Source organism: Leeuwenhoekiella sp. MAR_2009_132, assembly GCF_000687915.1.
GTDB lineage: Bacteria > Bacteroidota > Bacteroidia > Flavobacteriales > Flavobacteriaceae > Leeuwenhoekiella.
The window spans coordinates 1,884,920-1,905,000 of the sequence record NZ_JHZY01000002.1 but is presented as its reverse complement, the minus strand read 5'-3'; the positions used below and the strand labels follow the sequence as shown (position 1 = coordinate 1,905,000).

The following is a 20,081-nucleotide window of genomic DNA, read 5'->3' as shown; positions in this document are numbered from 1 at the left end:
ATTGTTGTTGAGACGTGAAGTAATACGCCTACTACGAGCGCGTTTATATCATTCCTAATACTTTCTGACCAAAAATCTAAGGTTGCTAAGTAACTCCCCAACGGTGTCATTAGTGCAAATAATAAGAGAAAAAATAAAATTTGCATTCTGCTAATATTCGATGCCAGTAAAAATGAACTTATAATTATTGCTATAGGTATTTTATGTACTACTATGCCGTAAACTAAATCTTGATTTTGAGAAAGTGGAAAACCTTCAAAGGCAGAATGTACACATAAACTTGCTAAAAGTAGCCATGGAATTGTTTTTGTATTTTCCTCTAAGTGCAAATGACCGTGTTCTGCACCTCTAGATAAAAATTCAAGGAGTATTTGAAGTAGTAATCCCGCCATTATAAATAAGCCTATATTTTTAGAACCTGAGGCGTATAATTCTGGAAGAAATTCAAAAATTGTTATTGAAAGTAAAAATGCTCCGCTAAAGGCTAAAAGCAACTTAACTGCGTTATTAATGGTAGGTTTGAAGAGTAAAGCAAGTATAAATCCCAGCAAAACTGCTGCAACGGGTAGTATAAATATCATAGAATTATTGGCTTGGTTGCGTTAGTCGTAATTGACCGATAAAATTAACCTATTTTTGCAATCTAAATTTTTACAATGGAAGGGAACTTTAAAATGCTGGCCAAAACAATGTTTGGTTTTGAAGAATTACTAGCTCGAGAATTACGAGAATTAGGTGCAGGAGATGTAGAAATAGGTACTAGAAGTGTTTCTTTTAGTGGGGATAAGGGATTTATGTATAAGGCAAACCTGTGCTGCAGAACAGCTATTAAAATTCTTAAACCACTTAAGACATTTACTATTAAGGATGAGAATGCCCTGTATGATGCAGTTAAAAGCATAGACTGGAGTCAATATATGCGTGTTAATGACACGTTTGCTATAAATGCTACTATTAGTGGCGAGGAGTTTACACACTCCTTATTTGTTGCTCAAAAAGCAAAAGATGCAGTTGTAGATCAATTTAGAGAAAACACTGGTGAGCGTCCAGATGTAGATCTAAAATTCCCTAGTTTAAGTATAGATATTCATATACGTAACAATACCTGTAATATATCACTTGATAGTAGTGGAGTGTCTCTACATCAACGAGGTTATCGTCTGGCCACTAATATAGCACCTATTAACGAAGTTCTTGCTGCAGGATGTTTAATGCTTGCAGGTTGGAAAGGACACAGTGATTTCTTAGATCCTATGTGTGGTAGTGGAACAATGTTGATTGAGGCTGCAATGATCGCTTGTAATATTCCACCTAATTTAAATAGAAAGCAATTTGGTTTTGAAAATTGGCACGATTGGGATCCAGATTTGTTTGATGTTATTGAAGAGTCTGCCCTAAAGAAAATACGTGAATTTCATTTCACCATCTCAGGATATGACAAGGCGCCTTCAGCTGTTGAAAAAGCTATTGAGAACGTAAGAAATGCTGAATTAAGCGAATTTATTACTATCAAACAGGCAGATTTCTTTAAGACTGAAAAAGAAAAGGAACGTCATTTACATATGGTATTTAATCCCCCTTATGGTGAACGTCTTGAAATTGATATGGAGCCCTTTTATAAAAGTATAGGCGATACCTTAAAACAAAATTATAAAGATACAGAAGCCTGGTTTATTACTTCTAATCTTGAATCTCTTAAACATGTAGGCTTACGTACCTCACGTAAAATTAAACTTTACAATGGTTCACTAGAATCACGATTAGTAAAGTATGATATTTATGCAGGATCAAAAAAGGCAAAATTTCAGAAAGAAGAAGAGTAATCCTCTGAATACACTTTATATAAAAACGGGCAACTTAATACTGATAAGTTGCCCGTTTTTATGTTTAAACTATCCTTTTAATAACTCTCAGTTTGTGAGTATGCGTGCGTTTTTCTGCATTATAAATACCGGTATGATCTATACGATCTATGCGTACCTCCCCGTGGCAATGTATGATGTAATTATCTTGAAGCATTATACCTACATGCACAATTCGGCCTTCATCATTATCAAAAAAAGCAAGATCGCCCGGCTCGCTTTCTTCAATAAAACTTAAGGCTTCTCCCTGTGCAGCTTGCTGAGAGGCATCTCGTAATAATGCATGGCCATTAAGTCTATAAACCATTTGTGTAAACCCGCTACAGTCTAAACCAAAAGGAGTTCTTCCTCCCCACAGATAGGGGCTTTTTAGATAGAGTAATGCTGTATTTATGAAAGACGACTTATCATTTACAGAACCTGCCATATTACCTTCATACAAATCTCCTGTTAGATCAAGATTTGCTAATTGAGCTCCCAATGGAATGCTAAGAATATGAGAGTCTGAAGATGTTGCCATTTGTAATAAATCGCTGGCAAGTACCGGCTGTTTATCTTCCGCGGCAGCATAATTATCTTCAGAAATCTCTTTATACTGCTTATTATCTATCCATCCTTCATACTTATCGTGAGCAAGGCGAATGCGACTCCATTTTTTACGAATTTCGAGTACTTTAAAATGTTCACCATAAAGTACTTGGTTAATCATCTCAGCCTGGTCTGCAGGCTCTAAACGCATAGGAACAATACTTAATGGGCAAATGCCGTAATTCATCAGGCGGTTTTGAAATTTTTGTAAAAGTAATTCAAATGCTTTTTACCCACCAATGAGATTATTAACATCTGAACTAAATTGTAAATTACTACCTGGAAATTACCATCGCCGAAGCACCACCACCACCATTACAAATAGCTGCAGCACCTAGTTTAGCATTATTTTGTTTTAAGACATTAATTAGTGTAATTAAAATACGCACCCCACTGCAACCTAAAGGATGACCAAGTGATACAGCGCCACCATTAATATTTACATTGTCTGCAGTTAAGCCTAAAATTTTCATATTCGCTAAACCTACAACAGAAAACGCCTCATTAAATTCAAAGAAATCAATCTCATCCTGATTAACTCCTGCCTTAGCTAAAGCTTTAGGTAAAGCTTTTGAAGGCGCCGTTGTAAACCATTCTGGCTCGTGTGCTGCATCAGCATATCCTTTTATTGTGCACAAGACTTCAAGGCCTAATTCAGTTGCCTTTTCTTTGCTCATAACAACTACCGCACCGGCACCATCATTTATGGTAGAAGCGTTAGCTGCAGTTACAGTGCCATCTTTTGAAAAGGCGGGGCGTAAACCAGCAATTTTATCTATTCTTACATTTTTAAACTCTTCATCTTCATTAACAATAATAGGTTCGCCGCGACGCTGCGGAACTTCTACAGGTATTACCTCGTCTTTAAATTTACCGGCTTCCCAGGCGGCAGCAGAGCGCTTGTAGCTTTCTATTGCAAACGCATCTTGATCTTCTCTAGAAAATTTATATTCTTTAGCGCATAGGTCTGCACATACTCCCATTGCATTACCATCATAAGCATCTACAAGACCATCTTTTTGCATTCCATCTATAAGTGTTGCCGGGCCAAATTTGTTTCCGTTGCGCATATGAACATAATGAGGAATTTGACTCATACTCTCCATACCACCGGCAATAACAATCTCATTATCTCCAAGTGCAATTGATTGCGCTGCAAGGATTACTGCTTTCATCCCAGAAGCACACACTTTATTAATAGTTGTACATGGGACAGTGTCTGGTATTCCTGCATTTAAGGCAGCCTGTCGAGCAGGAGCTTGCCCTACGCCAGCTTGTACCACATTACCCATAAAAACTTCAGTAACCAGGGTTGGGTCTAAATTAATTCTAGACAATGCACCTTTAATTGCTGCTGCACCTAAATTTACAGCAGTTAAGGATGATAAACTTCCTAAAAAACTCCCTATAGGTGTACGAACAGCAGATACAATGACAACTTCTTTATGCATAATAATTGATTTTTTTATTTAAAATTTTAAGCTGCGTAAATTTAGGCATTTTATTACGAAAACGTTATCATTGGACAACAGCCCTGTATATAATCTCAACCATTTAATTTTAGTACTTTTACTCTTGAATTTGAGTTGAAAAAGTACCTAATCTTAATGCTCGCAGTTTTCAAAAAGAGCATTTTGACTTATGGATTGGCTTAAAATGTTTTTTCTAGCTTCACACTATAAATACTATTGTTTTCATTAATAATATGAAAGATATTTTAAATAGGTTTTACAAAAATCAAGGATCGCTATACAAGATTTTGTTATGTATTGTGAGCACTATTCTTATTGTATATCTTTTTCCGAAGAGCGGAAAGTTTCAGTTTGATTTTCAACAGAATAAACCCTGGCAGTACGATAATTTATATGCACCAGTGGATTTTGCTATCTTAAAAAGTGAAGATCAGTTAGAGCGTGAGCGTTCTGAAGCTGAAAATAATATCATTCCTTATTTTATTTATGATCAGGATATAGCAAATGAATCTAAAGCGGCTTATGAAAACCAGTTTGCATCTGTGTTTACAGATTCAATATTTAGAGACCGACAGAAAGAGTTAAAGGCTTTTGGTTCTAAAATTCTGGAGGATATTTATAAATACGGAGTTATAAGTGACATTGCTTCTTTTGAAGATGGAAGAAAAGTATATCTGCGACGTGGTAATGAAATTGAAGAGACTTCTATTGAGAATTTAAATACTACTGCAGAAATTACTGTTTTAATCAATAGGCGATTAGTAAACGGACCTTACGTACAAGCTGTAAATAGATTTAAAGAATTATTTTTTGATGTAGTACAACCTAATGTTGTTTATGACGAAAAGCTTACTAATAAGGAGTTAAGCGCAGAACTTAGTAAAATAGCACCTACTAAAGGAGTCGTTAATAAAGGAAGTCGCATTGTTGCCAAGGGAGAGATTGTAGAACAAAACACCTATCAAATTTTGAAGTCTCTACAGGCAGAATATGAGTCTCAGACCTGGACGGCGAGCAAGTACAATTGGGTAGTATTTGGGTATGTTCTTTTAGTTTCGGTAGCACTTACCATGCTATTGCTGTTTATACGTAATTACAGAGAAGCCGTTTTTGAAAACAATACAAAAGTGACTTTCATATTTTTCAATATAATTTTAATGGTTTTGTTAACCACTATTATTGTAAAGTATGACGCAAATTACGTTTATGTCGTACCACTTTGTATTCTTCCGCTGGTTATAAAGGCATTCTTTGATGCTAGATTGGGTTTGTTTACACACGTAATAGCTATTCTTTTATTAGGCTTTATTGTGCCTAACACTTCAGAATATATGTTTCTGCAGGTAATTGCCGGAATTGTCACTATTCTTACCGTTTCAGAATTGTATAAGAGGGCTAACTTATTCATTTCGGTAGGACAAATAACCTTTATCTATATATTAGGTTATTTTGCATTTCACATTATTCATGAAGGAACGGTAGACAATCTCGAATGGGAGACATTTAGTATGTTTATTATTACAGGGCTTGCAACACTCTTTGTGCAACCTTTAATATATGCATATGAGAAGATATTCGGTCTGGTAAGTGATCTTTCTCTTCTTGAGTTAACAGATACCAACTCGAAATTACTTAAGGATTTAGCAAATAAAGCCCCTGGAACGTTTCATCACAGTTTAAATGTGGCAAACCTTGCCGAAGCCGCTGCAAATGAAATAGGAGCTAACTCAATGCTTACGCGAGTAGGTGCGTTATATCATGATATAGGCAAGATGGCTAATCCTACAGATTTTACAGAAAATCAATCTACAGGTATTAATACCCATGAAGATTTATCTCCCTATGAAAGTGCTCGCATTATTATAGATCACGTAATTAATGGTATTGAAATAGCTCGTAAAAATAACCTGCCAGATCGCGTTATTGATTTTATACGTACGCACCACGGTACCAGCACCGTTTATTATTTTTATAAGAAAGCGCAGGAACAGGATGATGATGTAAAGATTGAAGATTTTAGATATCCAGGTCCTTTACCATTTAGTAAAGAAACTGCTATTTTAATGATGGCAGATAGTGTTGAAGCTGCGAGTAAGAGTTTAAAAAATCCTACATCAGTATTAATAGATTCTTTTGTAGAGAAAATTGTTAATAAGCAGATGGACGATAATCAGTTTTTAAATGCCAACATTACGTTTAAAGAAATACAAACGATAAAGAAGGTTTTAAAGTCAAAATTGAATAATATATACCATCTGCGTATAGAATATCCAGAATAATATTTGTGGTGATAATCTTGTTTTCAGGCTATTAAAAAAAGAGTCAAAAAAAAAGCAATAAATTCTTTCAAAACCTTTGGTTGATTTAAAAGTTAGATATATATTTGCACCCGCGTTTTGAGAGAGACGCTTCGTTCTTAAGGAGAGGTGCCAGAGTGGTAATGGAGCAGATTGCTAATCTGTCGACGGGTAACTGTCGCCAGGGTTCGAGTCCCTGTCTCTCCGCAAAACTTTTTAAATATACACCTCGGGGTGTAGCGTAGCCCGGTCATCGCGCCTGCTTTGGGAGCAGGAGGTCGCAGGTTCGAATCCTGCCACCCCGACAAACCACTTTATAGTGGGTATCAAAAACCTGTTAATCTATTGATTAACAGGTTTTTTTTGTTTTACATGCTATAATATCAAGCTAAAGAGGTTCAAATCAACGAACTTACAGTGTTATGGCAAACCAATAAGTAGCGCTTGAGTGCCATTATTGTGTACCTGCACACACTTGTATAGCAAAAGTAATGAAGGTTGATGGCGCTATTATAAATGAACATAGAGATCGCAATTCATTACCTACTAAAAAATACTACAGGTATTGCACGAGACAACATTAGCGTTAACCCGTAATCTCGAGGTTATTTCTGAAGAAGAAATACAGGCATTATATAGTGGCGGTTATACACAACAAACTCTGCTCGATATCATTTTAGGATTATCTCAAAAAGTGATAAGCATACAAAACATATAGCTCCAACTCCGCTTGATAAGGCTTTTGAAATTTTGAATGGGCTAAATAATTTAATATAGCAGAAAACTCATGATTGAAAAATGAGGGGTTTTCTATTTAGTTTAAGAAAGAATGAGCCTGCAACATTAAATTCTCACTTCCGCAGTAAAAGGGTACACGTTGATGCAATTCGGTTGGTTTCAAATTCAAAATTCTTTCTGTGCCATTTGTACACATTCCACCGGCTTGTTCTGTTATAAATGCGATGGGATTGCACTCATACAAAAGTCGTAATTTACCTTTAGGAGCTGTTGTCCCTTCGGGATAAAAATAGATTCCACCAAGAAGCATATTACGATGAAAATCTGCCACGAGAGACCCCGTATAACGCGATGTAAAAGGACGTCCCTCCGCTTGATCAATTTCCTGCATCCACCTAATTATTTTTTTTACACCACCTGGAAAGTGAATGTAATTACCTTCATTTACAGAATAAATCTTACCTACTTTCGGAATTTTAATATCTGGATGTGAGAGAAAAAAGGAACCTATTCCAGGGTCAAAAGTAAAGCCGTTAACCCCATTACCCGATGTATATACGAGTATGGTAGAAGTACCATAGATAAGATATCCTGCAGCTACCTGAGCGTTACCCGGTTGTAAAAAATCTTCAAAGGTAGCTGGTGTGCCTACTGGTGAAATACGTCTATATATACTAAATATGGTGCCTACTGTGATATCAACATCAATATTTGAGGATCCGTCTAGCGGGTCTATGAGTATAACATATTTTGCATTTTGATGTTTTGGCTCATCAAAAACTAAAAAATCATCTAATTCTTCAGAGGCAATTCCGCAAATTTCTCCACGACTTTTGAGAGTGCTTATAAAGACATCGTTTGCCATTACATCAAGCTTAGCCTGCTCTTCGCCTTGTATATTTTGATTGCCCATTTTACCTAAAATTTCAGAGAGGCCTGCCTTGTTAATTGCTTGATTAACCATTTTTCCTGCCAGACGTATTGAACTCAATAAAGCACTGAGTTCTCCTTTTGCGTAAGGAAAGTCTTTTTGATTTTCAACAATAAATTCTCCTAATGTTATGTGTCTGTTCATCATTTTATGTGGTTCTGAGTTTTTTCCAATTATTAAAACGCTCTAAAGTTTTTGGGTTTGTAGGAGGGTAAAGACCGCGAGTGCTTGCGCCAGTTATCATTTCCTGCATTACAAAATCTTCAAAGTGGGTCATTTCTAGACATTCTATTGCAAGTTCAGCTATAAGATGTTGCGGTATTACAATAACCCCATCTGCATCTCCCACTAGTAAATCTCCCGGAAACACTGCAACATCTCCACAGCTTATGGGTTCGTTAATTCCAATAGCCTGATGCAACGTAAGATTTGTAGGCGCAGAAGGTCTGTTATGATAGGATGGAAAATCAAGAGCCGCGATTTCCGCACTGTCCCTAAAGCCACCATCGGTAACAATACCCGCACAACCGCGCATATGTAACCTCGTAATGAGTATAGAACCTGCAGAAGCTGCTCGAGCATCCTTACGACTATCAATTACTAATACTGAATTTTCTGGACAGGTTTCTATAGCCACACGCTGAGGGTGCTCAGGATTTTTAAATACTTCAATAGTATTAAGATCTTCACGAGCGGGTATATAACGCAAGGTAAAGGCCGTACCTATTAATTTTCTACCAGAGGTATGTAACGGTGATATATTTTGAATACACTGATTTTTAAAACCACGTTTAAACAATGCAGTCGCTAGTGTAGCTGTACTAATATCTTTAAAGTCATTACTATAATCTATTGAATGATTACTCATAAACTGAGGATTTATAAAAGAAAACAGGAGTTTAACCACTAATCTTTTGAGGTATGCGTAAATATACATATATTTGGTAAACCAATTTGGTAAACCAATAAATATGAGCAAACTATTTTATTTTTTAATATTGTTACTTGCACTAGTTTTTAATTCTGAGTACGCTGCTGCTTACCAGAAAGAAACATTAGTTTCTAATATAAAAGAACTTCAGGCAGCTATAGATAATTCTCAGCCTGGCTCTGTCATTGTGATGAAAAATGGTAGGTGGGAAAATTTGCAATTAGAATTTAAAGGAGAGGGTACAGTAGATAAGCCTATCGTTTTAAAAGCTGAAAAAGCAGGAGAGGTTTTTATAACGGGAACTTCGTATTTAAAATTAGGAGGTAATTATTTAATAGTTGATGGGTTATACTTTAAGGATGGGTATACTCCTAAAAATTCAGTTATTCAGTTTAAAATTTCTGATGATTTGATTGCCAATAACTCTAAAGTAATTAACTGTGTTATTGAAAATTTTACCCAGCCAGATAGAGACGCAGATGATCATTGGGTAGAATTCTGGGGTCGTAATAATACTTTAAAGCAATGTTATATCGCTGGTAAATCAAACACAGGTCCTACTATACGAGTTTTTCTAAAAGGAAACGAACACATAAAGAACAGACATCAGATTGTAAATAATCATTTTGGACCGCGCCCCAGAAAGGGTGGCCCTCACGGAGAGACCTTACAAATAGGAGATAGTTATACTTCAATGACCCCATCGTATACAAATGTCTCTAATAATCTTTTTGATCGATGTAATGGGGAGGTAGAAATTATTTCAAGTAAATCTAACTTTAATACATTCTCAAACAATGTATTTTTTGAATCTGAAGGTTCGTTAGTTTTGCGCCACGGAAACTATGCTACAATAGATGCTAATGTTTTTATAGGTAACGATAATTCAGAAAACATTGGCGGGATTCGCGTTATAAATACAGGGCATTGGATTACTAATAATTATTTCTATAAATTAAAAGGAGAAGAGTTTAGAGCTCCACTCGCAGTAATGAATGGTATTCCTAAATCTCCACTCAATCGTTATAATCAAGTGACCGATGTAGTTGTGGCTTACAATACCTGGATGTATTGTGGTACTCCGTGGAATTTTGGAGTAGGCTCAAACATAGATCAGCGAGAGGTTTTGCCTGCTTCTGAGATTAGGTCTGCACGAGCAGAACGTATGCTACTGGCTAATAATTTGATTTATAGTGAGGAGCAAATACCTATTTTAAAATTATATGATTCTATCGACGGAGTTAAATTTGAGAATAACTATTTCAATGAAAATATTAAAAACACATTAAAAACTTCCGGAATTGATCTTGCTACGATAACGATTGAAAAAAAAGGCGATTATTTCTATACACCCAAAGAAAAGTTTGATGATGTGTATAAGGGTTTTGATTTTGAAATTATACAAACAGATTTATTTGGTAATTCTAGAGAAAATCTTAAACAAGCTGGTGCCGTTATAAATTCAGCTGAAACAGATGTGCCATTAGTTGATTATTCACAATATGGGGCAGATTGGTTTAAACCGGTAAAGGGGAATAAAAATTTAAAACCTATTTCAATTTCTAATGCTAAAGATCTTATACAAGCAATAAAAGATGCAGAGTCTGGTTCATTATTTCTTTTAGAAAAAGGAGATTACACGTGTACCGAATCGCTCGACATTGATAAGAAATTAACTTTTAAGGCGAAAAAGGCGGGAAGTCTGGTGCGACTTAATTTTAACTCAGGGGAGAATCCGGCATTTAGAATGCATCCTAACGGTAACCTAATACTTGATGGATTGTCTATTACAGGTACTTATAAGCAGGACGCGATACGTACATTAGATACAAATATGTCTAGTGCATATAATGTACTTATCAAAAATTCTAAACTAGAGAACTTTAAATCTATTTTAAAAACATCAAAATCTTCATTTGCAGACACGATTCAAATACATAATTCAAGTTTTTTAAATTTTGAGAATGGTATTCAAATCGCTCAGGAAAAAGATGATACGGGTGAGTATAATGCAGAATTTGTGATAATTGAAGATTCAAATTTTGAAAATATTTCTGAATCTGTGATTGATTATTATAGAGGAGGGTACGACGAGTCAACCATTGGCGGGAACTTAATTTTTACAAAAAATACGATTAAACAATCGGGTAAATCTGATGAGGCAAAGCTGCTTATTAAAAATAGGGGTATTGTACACGTAACAATATCTAAGAATGTATTTAAAAACAATTCGGTAGAATTTATAGCGATTCTATGGGGCGAGAAAGGACAAAAACCGGTAGATAATACCGTTATAAATTCTGGAGATTTTAAGATTGTAGAAAATCTGGAGCAAAAATTAATGTATTAAATAGGGGCTATGCGTTATATACTTCTCTTTTTAATAATTGGTTCTTTTCCGCAGGAAATTTTAGGCCAGCATATTCCTGAAAATCGGGTTCTTGATATTGAAGAACTTCTGCAATTTTTAAAGACCACTATTAGAGATACGCTTGACGATACTTCTAAAAATATATCTGTAGCAGAGCTAGCTGCCTTTTACAGAGTGCAGTTTTCTAAAGATTTTTTTTACGACTGGCATAATAATGATAAACGTTTTGCAAACTATACTTCTCTATATGATGTGGAAGCTGCTCACCACGCTAGAGCTCTCGATCATCAAAGTAAATATGAAAGTAGGACTAAGAGGAAATTACCCTTTAATTATAAAAATGGAGAAGCAGTAGATGTTTATGCTTTAAGACATTTAGGACGTCAGCATAAAATGGTTTAACAATGAATTTAAAACTCTAGAGAGTGGTAATGGCACTTATAAAGAATTTAAACTGGGTACCGTTTGTTAAACGGGTTGCAAATACACAAAAGTTTAGCTGATACCAAAGCTTCTCAAATCAAAACGCTAGATATGGGAGCATCCTATAGCATTGATTTGACAAAACAATATTAAGATTATGAATAAAATATTTTTACACGTTTTGCTATTGTGTTTTTTTTGCACCGCTTTTAGTCAGCAGAATAAACAATCTTATACCTTTAAAGATAAAGAGCATCACGGGTTGCTAATTTCAAAAGAAGGTCTGTCTGCAATAAAAGCTAATTTGGGGAGCTTACCGCTTTTTGATAATACGCTAGAACAAACAAAAAGAGAAATAGATTCTATACTAAGCCAGAAAATAGAAGTTCCTGTTCCTAAAGATATGGCCGGCGGTTATACGCATATGCAACACAAAGAGAATTATGTAGTGTTGCAGAAAGCGGGTGTTTTATTTCAGATTTATGGTGATGAAAAGTATGCTAATTATATCAAAGCGGTTTTTATGGAATATGCACGCATATATCCCACATTACCCTTACATCCTGAAACACGATCGTACTCAAGAGGTAAATTATTTTGGCAATGTCTTAACGATGCAAATTGGCTTGTAAATATGAGCCAGGCGTATGATGCAATTTACGACTGGTTATCTCCAAAAGATCGAAAGAAATTGGAGCGTCAATTATTTAGACCTTTTGCAATGTTTCTTTCAGTAGAAAATCCCCAATTTTTTAATCGCATACACAATCACAGTACATGGGGAAATGCCGCAGTAGGTATGATGGGACTCGCAATGCGCGATAGTGAATTAATTAATTATGCACTTTATGGATTGCCCGAAGACAGCATTGATGAAAATGCTGTAGATAATGATGGTGGGCTAATAAAGAAGCCTGGTCAGGATGCGGGGTTTTTAGCAAATATTGAAGAAGCTTTTTCGCCAGATGGTTATTATACAGAAGGTCCCTATTATCAGCGATATGCGATGTATCCCTTTTTGGCCTTTTCAGCAGCTCTAGAAAATACATTACCGCAACTAGAAGTGTTACAGTATAAAGATAATGTGCAGCTTAAGGCGGTTTATGCATTATTAAATTTAACCGACTCAAACGGTGATTTTTTTCCGCTAAACGATGCCCAGAAAGGGATGTCTTATTACAACTCAGCATTAATAAATAGTGTTGATATCGCATATCATTATGGGCATCAGGATAGGCAACTACTTGCCCTTGCAAAAACACAAAACGAAGTAACCTTAGATGACGCAGGACTCGCAGTTGCTTTTGCTTTAAAAGAACAGGAGATTGAGCCTTTCAAGAAAAAATCACTCAGTTTAACAGATGGTCCTGACGGAAAACAGGGAGGCCTTACTATTTTGCGTTCTAAGCCAGGAAGTGATCTAGAACTGGTATTTAAATACAGCGCGCAAGGTAACAGTCATGGGCATTACGATAAACTCTCCTATTCTGTTTATGAGAATGGGTATGAGGTTTTACCCGATTATGGATTAGCGCGTTTTGTAAATATAAACGCAAAGAATGGCGGTGGTTACTTAAAAGAGAACACCACCTGGGCAAAACAGACTATCGCCCATAATACGCTTGTTCAAAATGAAGTCTCTCACTATAACGGTGACTTCAAAACCGGTAGTGAGTACCATTCTGAGCTTTATTTTCAAGACATAAATAATGACAATCTACAAATTGTAAGCGCTAAAGAAAATAACGCATACCCGGGAACTGCAATGCAGCGTACACTGGCAATGCTTCCACAGAAAAATAACTCAAAGCCACTACTTCTCGATATATTAAAAGTACAGGCTGATGTAGAAAATCAATATGATTTACCTTTTTACTATAAGGGTCAGCTTATAGACATTTCAATAAAACCCAGTGCAGAGAACAACCTTGAACCTCTAGGTCTTTCAAATGGATATCAGCATCTTTGGAAAGAAGCCACGGCAAAAGCAGATACAGAGTTCACACAGATTACGTGGCTTAACAAAGATTTATTTTATACTTTGAGTAGTAAAACTACTGTAGGAGATAGCATATTATTTGTAAGACAGGGTGCTAACGATCCAGAATTTAATCTTAGAAGAGAAGCGGGTATTTTGTTTCGAAAAGCTAAAGTCAAAAACACGCTCTTCGTTAATATATTAGAATCACACGGTACTTACAATACGGTAAATGAAAGAGCTGAAAATACAGAATCTGCCGTAAAAAATATTGATATAGTAGTAGATACTGAAGCATATACAGCTGTAAAAGTAGATTTGATTAACGATTCATCGTATATATTAATCATTGCAAATCTAAAGTCTAGCACTCAAGAAAAACACAAATTAACACTTAACGGAACCACATATACTTGGGATGGACCGTATTATTTTACAAATCGATAAAAAGAATACAATGAAAACATTTGGAGCAAGTAAAGAATTTTTATTAGGAGATGAGATCGCCTGGGAAACTGTGGGCGATGGAGTAAAACGCAAAATTAAAGGATACGACGACACAATAATGATGGTACAGGTAGATTTTAAAAAAGGAAGTATTGGTCCTATGCACGAGCATCATCACGCACAAGTTACTTATGTCGTGAAGGGGAGTTTTGATGTTACGATAGGAGGGGAGACAAAGACTTTGAAAAGCGGAGATTCATTTTATATTCCACCACATGTATTGCACGGCGCTTTATGTACAGAAGATGGTATGCTTATAGATGTATTTAGTCCCATACGTGAGGATTTTATGTAATATTTCAGTATAAATATCAAAATTAATTATAGATCTGGACTCTAAAAAGAATTGGCTCAAAGTGGCTGTCTTATTAAAAGACAGCCACTTTTATTATGAATCAATAATTCACAGTATAATAAATTAATAATCAACAACTATTTTAACATTATTAATTTTTTTTTATGGTTTTATATTGTATATATTTGGAAAACCAAATTGGTAAACCAGTTTGGAATACCAATATAAGTGTGAGATTTACATCATACTTTCAAGTAGTAATAAATTAAAAGAATAAACCTTTTTTCGTATGAATGTTAAAACTATAACGACTGTGTTTATTATGTTTCTCTGTCAGTTTCTATTAATTGCACAGGAGAATTATACAATACGCGGTACAGTAACAGCTGCATCAGACAATAGTCCCATACCGGGAGTAAATGTTTTGGTGTTAGGAACTACCTCTGGCGTAGTGACAGATTTTGATGGTAATTATGAAATTACGGTTTCTAGTGATTCAAAACTTATATTTTCTTATGTTGGCTTTGTTACGCAAACGTTATCGGTTGCGGGAAAAGAAGAATTAAATGTGTCATTATCTGATGATGCTCAAAACCTAGACGAGGTCGTTGTGGTAGGTTATGGTACACGTAAAAAGAGTCACTTAACCGGTGCGGTGTCGAGTGTGGTAAATGAAGATCTGGATCAATTGCCGGTTTCACGTGTAGATGATGCATTAGTAGGTCAAATATCTGGTGTTAACGTACAGGCGACTAATGGAGAAGCTGGTTCTGCGCCTACAATACGTATTAGAGGTACAGGATCACTTACCGGGAGTTCAGACCCGTTGATTGTTGTAGATGGTCTAGTTGTAGATAATGACTTTTTAGGGAGTTTAGATATGAGCGAGGTAGAATCTTTTGATGTATTAAAGGATGCTGCATCTGCTGCTATATATGGTTCTCGTGGAGGTAATGGTGTAATTCTAATTACTACAAAACAAGGTAAAGAAGGTAAAACTGTATTCAGTTACCAGGGATATACCGGGTTTAAAGAAGCGAGACAGAGTGATGCCTATTACTTTTCTGTAGCAAAGACTGCTGCGGCAGAATTAGCTGCTACAGGAAGCTTGTCTAACAGAACGCAGTACATACAGCAAATAGGTATAGACAGAGACTGGCAAGACATCATATTTGATGGTGGTATGATCGAAAACCATTCACTTAGCGCCCGTGGAGGTAACGAGAATACAAAGTTTAGCATCTCATTAGGATATTTACACGATGAGGGTGTGCTATTAACAGACGATTATAAGCGTTATAACTTACGTCTAAAGTTAGATTCTAAAGTTAGCAATAAATTTAAAATAGGAGGTAACCTGGCACCTTCATATACAAATACACGTAGGTTTGATGGGTCTACTCACGATATATTACGCCAGCCGGCCTGGTTACCTGTATATCATGATGCAAATACTATACAATACGTAGATCGTTCAGTTTATCCTGATGTTCAGATAGGTGATTATGCTGTGCAAAGACATTTTGATAATTACGATTTATTTGGTAACGGAACATTGATTGACATTAGTGATACTTCAAATACAAACCCGGCAGCAAAAGTTATCGAGCGTGACCGAAATGATTATAAATTTAAACTTAACGGAAACTTTTACGGAGAGTATGAGATTTATGACAATCTAAAATTGAGAAGTACACTTTCTGGAGATTATCAAAGTACAAAACGTGACAGATGGCAAGGTGTTTTATCCAGTAGAAACGGTGCTGCAGATGCGAGTTATGAAGTATCTAATGAAACGCAAATTCACATCGCTTCAGAAAGTTATTTAACATACAATAAAGAGATTGGAGAGCACGAGTTTGATGTGCTTGCAGGTATCGCTTTTGAAAAATGGGATTATTCAGGAGAAAGTTCATTAGGTACGGGTTACACTTCAGATTTAATACGCACCTTAACAGCGGCAACTGTGTTAACAGATATTGACTCCTATAAATTTGCTGAGCGTTTTCAGTCTTATTTTGCCAGAGTAAATTATGCATATGCTAACAAGTATTTAGCTTCATTAAGTTTCCGTAGAGATGGTAGTTCAGTTTTTGGTTCAGATAATAAATACGGTGATTTCCCTGCAGTGTCTGTAGGTTGGGATATTGCGCAGGAAGATTTCTTAAAAGAAAGTAATACACTGAGTACCCTTAAGTTTAGATTTAGTTATGGTTTTACCGGAAACAAAGATTTAGATACTGGGAGTGATATTATAGATTTATACCCATCATTACCTTTATTAGGACCTTCTTCGGCAACTATAGATGGTAGTTTGCAAGCAGCATATATTGCGCTTAACATTGCTAACCCAGATTTACAATGGGAGCGTTCTAGAGAATACAATCCTGGTGTTGATTTTGGCTTTTTAAACAATCGCATTACTGGATCTGTAGATTATTACAAGCGTACTAGTGATCAATTGCTATTATTTAATCCTGTAAGTTCAACAACAGGTTTTAGAAATGCACTTGTAAATATAGGAGAGGTTGTAAACAGTGGTATCGAGATTGAGCTGCGTACTCGCAACATTTCAACACCAAAATTTCAGTGGAGCACTACAATTTTAGCCTCAATGAATGATAATGAATTAACTGACTTTGCAGATTCTAATGGTCAAATTCAGATAACAGATGACAAACGGGCTTCAGAATGGATAAACCTGGAAGGTCAACCTATATCTTCATTTTATGGTTGGGTGGTAGATGAAGAGATTGCTTTAGAAAACTTACAACAACCATATTTTCCAATAGGTGGGCAGGCGCAGGACGTGTATGTAAAAGATTTAAATGGTGATGGTTTAATTGATGATGATGATAAAACGATATTAGGTAGCCCGTATCCAGATTTAGTATGGAGTATTTCTAATGATTTTAAAATAGGAAATGTAGATATAAGTTTCTTATTTCAAGGAAGCCACGGTGCAGAAGTGCGTAATATGGGAGATCAATACATTTTTAACCACTTTAACAGCGGTCAGGATTTTAATGTACAAACTACGCCTAATCAGGGCTTTATTAAAGAAAAAATCTTTACTAATTCTATTGTTCAGGATGCATCTTATATCGCTTTGCGTAATGTGAATCTTGGGTACAACTTCCCCAAGACACTAACTTCAAAAGTAGGATTAACAGGATTTAGAGTGTATGCTGCAGGACAAAATCTTATGTATTTGACAGCAGATAATTATACCGGTTTTAATCCAGAATCAATAGACGATACATCACCTACAACCTATGGTTATCAGCGTGGTGGTTCACCTATATTCAGAACTATATCTTTTGGTATTAATGCTGATTTTTAAGAATATGAAAAGCAAAACGAACATAATTATGAAAAAAGTATTTCCAATTATTGTACTGCTTCTTACCGGGATCATGGTTTCCTGCGGAGAAGATTTTCTGGAGCCTTTACCTGAATCTGCGGTATCTTCAGAGGGTTATTTTAAAAATGACGATGAGATACTAACCGGTGTTATTGGTATGTATGATGCGATACAAGGTGTCAATTCAAATGATCTTGATGAAAACTTTAGTATTCAAAGAGAATATTACTTAACTGAAATGCGCAGCGATAATACCCGCACTAAATCGAGTGAAGGTGAGGCAGCACAGTTTGAGAGTTATACGGTAACTCCCAGTAACGGTATTGTAAGTAATTATTACAATAGCTTTTACGAGATTATTTATAGAGCAAATCTGGTGTTATCTAGTCTTGAAGCGGCATCAGCAGATAAAGCTCCTGCTTTTGAAGCTGAAGCAAAGTTTGTAAGAGCGTATGCTTATTTTAACCTGGTACGTTTGTATGGCGATATTCCGCTAATAGATAGACTTACAGGACCATTAGAGCGTGAGATCGCTTTTACACGTGTAGCAACCAGCAGTATTTATGATTTAATTGTTACAGATTTACAGACTGCTGTTGCAGGTTTAGATAATACCTATAGAAACAGAGCATCAAAAGCTGCGGCTCAGGCTTTACTTGCAAAAGTTTACTTAACACAAGGTTCTAACTACTCAGAAGCGCAAACCTTACTCGAGAGCGTTATGTCTGGTAGTTTTAGTCTTGAGCCTAATTTTAAAGATGTTTTTTATACTGAAGATAATAATGAAGTCATATTTGCTGTAGGTTATACATCAGATCTTACATCAGACAGTCAAAATATTTCTGCAGAATGGTTAAATTCTGTAGGACGCACCAGCGGGGTCAACTATGTAACTTCAGATGCTCGCGAAGTTTTAGACAATTTAGGAGGCAACAGAACGCTCTACTCCTATAGACAAGATGCTGCACAGCCTACACAATATCAGGTAGCAAAATATATCCCTAACGGCGATGCAAATTTAGGCATTGCGGCTACCGCAAGTAATCCTGAACTTGCCGGTAATGACTGGATTGTTATTCGTTACGCAGATGTATTGCTTATGCACGTAGAAGCAATCTTGGCAGGAGGTCAACAAACTTCAGCAACAGCTGCGTTAAATTCATTTCAAAAGGTAAGAGACAGAGCAGGACTTACAACTCCTATAACTACAATTACAAAAGAAGATTTGCTGGCAGAGCGAAGAGTAGAATTAGCATTTGAGAATCAGCGCTTTTTTGATCTGGTACGTTTTGGCGTAGCACAAGAAGTGCTATCTGCTTTTTCAGATGTAAATGGATACAGCTTTAATGCAACAGATTTGTTATTGCCTATACCACAACGAGAAATTAACCTAAGTAATGGTGTGATGACTCAAAACCCGGGTTACTAAAAATTAAAAAACAATTACGATGAACACGATAAAACAAATAGCCGGTTTACATTTTTTTAAGTTCTTGTTTTCAGCTTGTATGATATTCAGTTTAATTGCTTGCGATTTTGAATATGACTTGCCAGAAGAAGGTTCTATAGAAGATCTTACACCACCAGAGGCTAATTTTACAGCCTCACAAAGTGATACTGATTTTTTGACCTATAGTTTTGCAAATTTTTCAGGAAGCGCAACTACTTATGCCTGGGACTTTGGGGATGGTAATACAGCTAATACGCGTGATGCTATAAATACCTATCCAGATGAAGGTACTTACACGGTGTCTTTAACCGCTTCAGACGCGCTTGGTAAAACAGATACTTTTACGACAGAAATTACAATTGTAGAACCACCAGTTCCTACAGCTATAACTCCAGAAATAGGTGCTGCAGAATTTCAAGATGCAGCCGGTATTTGCGGTACTGGAGACAGTAGAGATTGCTGGAGAATTAGTGGTGGCAGTATACATCAAACTACCTCTGATGGGCGTAATGGTACACGTGGTGCAAAATTTACAACTGCAAGTTCCAATAGTCCACGGGTTTCTTACCAGGCAGTAACTGTTTCTGCAAATACAAAATATATTTTAACGGCGTATTATGCTATTCAATCAGACGGTGATAGCGTACGAGCTACCGTAATAGATGGTCAATTAAATAATTTTAGTGAGTTTGCTAACGCTCCTCAACTGGGACAGACAGCTGGGACAACTAACGATGGTAAGGGTAATTTTAATCGACTTATTGTTGAATTTGAAACTGGAGCAAACGGTAATATTTCTATTCTATTTGATTCAGGTGCAAATGCAAGTGAATCGTATTTAGATGATGTATCTATAATACCTGCGGAATAATAA

General features: G+C 36.0%; 15 protein-coding genes and 2 tRNA genes (1 of these 17 cut by a window edge). 12 read left to right on the top strand and 5 right to left on the bottom strand.

What is annotated here, in order from left to right; translation table 11 throughout:
* Positions 1-581, bottom strand: the 5' portion of a protein-coding gene (locus tag P164_RS08090) for a ZIP family metal transporter (RefSeq protein ID WP_028375931.1). Its footprint begins 88 nt before the window's first position; the window shows 581 of its 669 coding nt (coding positions 1-581); it begins with the start codon at positions 579-581; its stop codon lies beyond the left edge, outside the window.
* A gap of 75 nt (positions 582-656) precedes the next feature.
* Between P164_RS08090 and P164_RS08085 the strand changes: the two genes are divergently transcribed.
* Positions 657-1,823 carry a class I SAM-dependent RNA methyltransferase gene (locus P164_RS08085; protein ID WP_028375930.1) on the top strand — a complete coding sequence of 389 codons (1,167 nt, stop codon included), beginning with the start codon at positions 657-659 and terminating at the stop codon, positions 1,821-1,823.
* A gap of 64 nt (positions 1,824-1,887) precedes the next feature.
* On the opposite strand, the gene P164_RS08080 is transcribed toward P164_RS08085, so the two are convergent.
* Together P164_RS08080 and P164_RS08075 are read right to left on the bottom strand one after the other, a co-directional pair.
* Positions 1,888-2,637, bottom strand: coding sequence for a C40 family peptidase (locus P164_RS08080; RefSeq protein ID WP_028375929.1), 750 nt, complete (start codon positions 2,635-2,637; stop codon positions 1,888-1,890).
* Positions 2,638-2,725: 88 nt separating this feature from the next.
* Positions 2,726-3,901: an acetyl-CoA C-acyltransferase gene (locus P164_RS08075; RefSeq protein WP_028375928.1), complete on the bottom strand. Its 1,176-nt coding sequence runs from the start codon at positions 3,899-3,901 to the stop codon at positions 2,726-2,728.
* A gap of 254 nt (positions 3,902-4,155) precedes the next feature.
* On the opposite strand from P164_RS08075, the gene P164_RS08070 reads away from it, so the two are divergent.
* The 4 genes from P164_RS08070 to P164_RS18665 all read left to right on the top strand — a co-directional run bounded on the left by P164_RS08070 (position 4,156) and on the right by P164_RS18665 (position 6,937).
* A complete protein-coding gene (locus P164_RS08070) occupies positions 4,156-6,201 on the top strand; it encodes an HD family phosphohydrolase (RefSeq protein WP_028375927.1) in 2,046 nt (681 codons plus the stop codon).
* 141 nt (positions 6,202-6,342) lie between these two features.
* Positions 6,343-6,426, top strand: a tRNA-Ser gene (locus P164_RS08065).
* 23 nt (positions 6,427-6,449) lie between these two features.
* Positions 6,450-6,524: transfer RNA gene (locus P164_RS08060), tRNA-Pro, on the top strand.
* 260 nt (positions 6,525-6,784) lie between these two features.
* Positions 6,785-6,937 (top strand): hypothetical protein, encoded by a 153-nt coding sequence (locus P164_RS18665; protein WP_159106011.1) that lies wholly within the window; start codon positions 6,785-6,787, stop codon positions 6,935-6,937.
* A gap of 96 nt (positions 6,938-7,033) precedes the next feature.
* Here P164_RS18665 and fbp read toward each other — a convergent pair whose 3' ends face one another.
* Positions 7,034-8,032, bottom strand: a complete 999-nt coding sequence (gene fbp / locus P164_RS08055; protein WP_028375926.1) for a class 1 fructose-bisphosphatase — start codon at positions 8,030-8,032, stop codon at positions 7,034-7,036.
* Between the two features lie 4 nt (positions 8,033-8,036).
* Positions 8,037-8,756 (bottom strand): ribonuclease activity regulator RraA, encoded by a 720-nt coding sequence (locus tag P164_RS08050; protein WP_035899618.1) that lies wholly within the window; start codon positions 8,754-8,756, stop codon positions 8,037-8,039.
* A 103-nt stretch (positions 8,757-8,859) separates the two neighbouring features.
* Between P164_RS08050 and P164_RS08045 the strand changes: the two genes are divergently transcribed.
* From P164_RS08045 to P164_RS08015, 7 genes are all read left to right on the top strand, one after another.
* Positions 8,860-11,169 carry a chondroitinase-B domain-containing protein gene (locus P164_RS08045; RefSeq protein ID WP_028375924.1) on the top strand — a complete coding sequence of 770 codons (2,310 nt, stop codon included), beginning with the start codon at positions 8,860-8,862 and terminating at the stop codon, positions 11,167-11,169.
* A 9-nt stretch (positions 11,170-11,178) separates the two neighbouring features.
* Positions 11,179-11,592 (top strand): hypothetical protein, encoded by a 414-nt coding sequence (locus P164_RS08040; protein WP_028375923.1) that lies wholly within the window; start codon positions 11,179-11,181, stop codon positions 11,590-11,592.
* Between the two features lie 178 nt (positions 11,593-11,770).
* A complete protein-coding gene (locus P164_RS08035) occupies positions 11,771-14,038 on the top strand; it encodes an alginate lyase family protein (protein WP_035899430.1) in 2,268 nt (755 codons plus the stop codon).
* A gap of 10 nt (positions 14,039-14,048) precedes the next feature.
* Complete coding sequence (locus P164_RS08030; RefSeq protein ID WP_028375921.1) at positions 14,049-14,393, top strand: cupin domain-containing protein; 345 nt, start codon at positions 14,049-14,051, stop codon at positions 14,391-14,393.
* A 289-nt stretch (positions 14,394-14,682) separates the two neighbouring features.
* Positions 14,683-17,736, top strand: a complete 3,054-nt coding sequence (locus P164_RS08025; protein ID WP_028375920.1) for a SusC/RagA family TonB-linked outer membrane protein — start codon at positions 14,683-14,685, stop codon at positions 17,734-17,736.
* A gap of 28 nt (positions 17,737-17,764) precedes the next feature.
* Positions 17,765-19,186 (top strand): RagB/SusD family nutrient uptake outer membrane protein, encoded by a 1,422-nt coding sequence (locus P164_RS08020; RefSeq protein ID WP_028375919.1) that lies wholly within the window; start codon positions 17,765-17,767, stop codon positions 19,184-19,186.
* A 19-nt stretch (positions 19,187-19,205) separates the two neighbouring features.
* Positions 19,206-20,078, top strand: a complete 873-nt coding sequence (locus P164_RS08015) for a PKD domain-containing protein (RefSeq protein ID WP_051621272.1) — start codon at positions 19,206-19,208, stop codon at positions 20,076-20,078.
* Positions 20,079-20,081 lie beyond the last annotated feature (3 nt).

What these genes read in the sequence shown, in the direction of transcription:
- P164_RS08085 (WP_028375930.1), top strand. Translation starts at nt 657, where the DNA reads ATGGAAGGGAACTTTAAAATGCTGGCCAAAACAATGTTTGGTTTTGAA.
- P164_RS08080 (WP_028375929.1), bottom strand. Translation starts at nt 2,637, where the DNA reads ATGAATTACGGCATTTGCCCATTAAGTATTGTTCCTATGCGTTTAGAG.
- P164_RS08075 (WP_028375928.1), bottom strand. Translation starts at nt 3,901, where the DNA reads ATGCATAAAGAAGTTGTCATTGTATCTGCTGTTCGTACACCTATAGGG.
- P164_RS08070 (WP_028375927.1), top strand. Translation starts at nt 4,156, where the DNA reads ATGAAAGATATTTTAAATAGGTTTTACAAAAATCAAGGATCGCTATAC.
- fbp (WP_028375926.1), bottom strand. Translation starts at nt 8,032, where the DNA reads ATGAACAGACACATAACATTAGGAGAATTTATTGTTGAAAATCAAAAA.
- P164_RS08050 (WP_035899618.1), bottom strand. Translation starts at nt 8,756, where the DNA reads ATGAGTAATCATTCAATAGATTATAGTAATGACTTTAAAGATATTAGT.
- P164_RS08045 (WP_028375924.1), top strand. Translation starts at nt 8,860, where the DNA reads ATGAGCAAACTATTTTATTTTTTAATATTGTTACTTGCACTAGTTTTT.
- P164_RS08040 (WP_028375923.1), top strand. Translation starts at nt 11,179, where the DNA reads ATGCGTTATATACTTCTCTTTTTAATAATTGGTTCTTTTCCGCAGGAA.
- P164_RS08035 (WP_035899430.1), top strand. Translation starts at nt 11,771, where the DNA reads ATGAATAAAATATTTTTACACGTTTTGCTATTGTGTTTTTTTTGCACC.
- P164_RS08030 (WP_028375921.1), top strand. Translation starts at nt 14,049, where the DNA reads ATGAAAACATTTGGAGCAAGTAAAGAATTTTTATTAGGAGATGAGATC.
- P164_RS08025 (WP_028375920.1), top strand. Translation starts at nt 14,683, where the DNA reads ATGAATGTTAAAACTATAACGACTGTGTTTATTATGTTTCTCTGTCAG.
- P164_RS08020 (WP_028375919.1), top strand. Translation starts at nt 17,765, where the DNA reads ATGAAAAAAGTATTTCCAATTATTGTACTGCTTCTTACCGGGATCATG.
- P164_RS08015 (WP_051621272.1), top strand. Translation starts at nt 19,206, where the DNA reads ATGAACACGATAAAACAAATAGCCGGTTTACATTTTTTTAAGTTCTTG.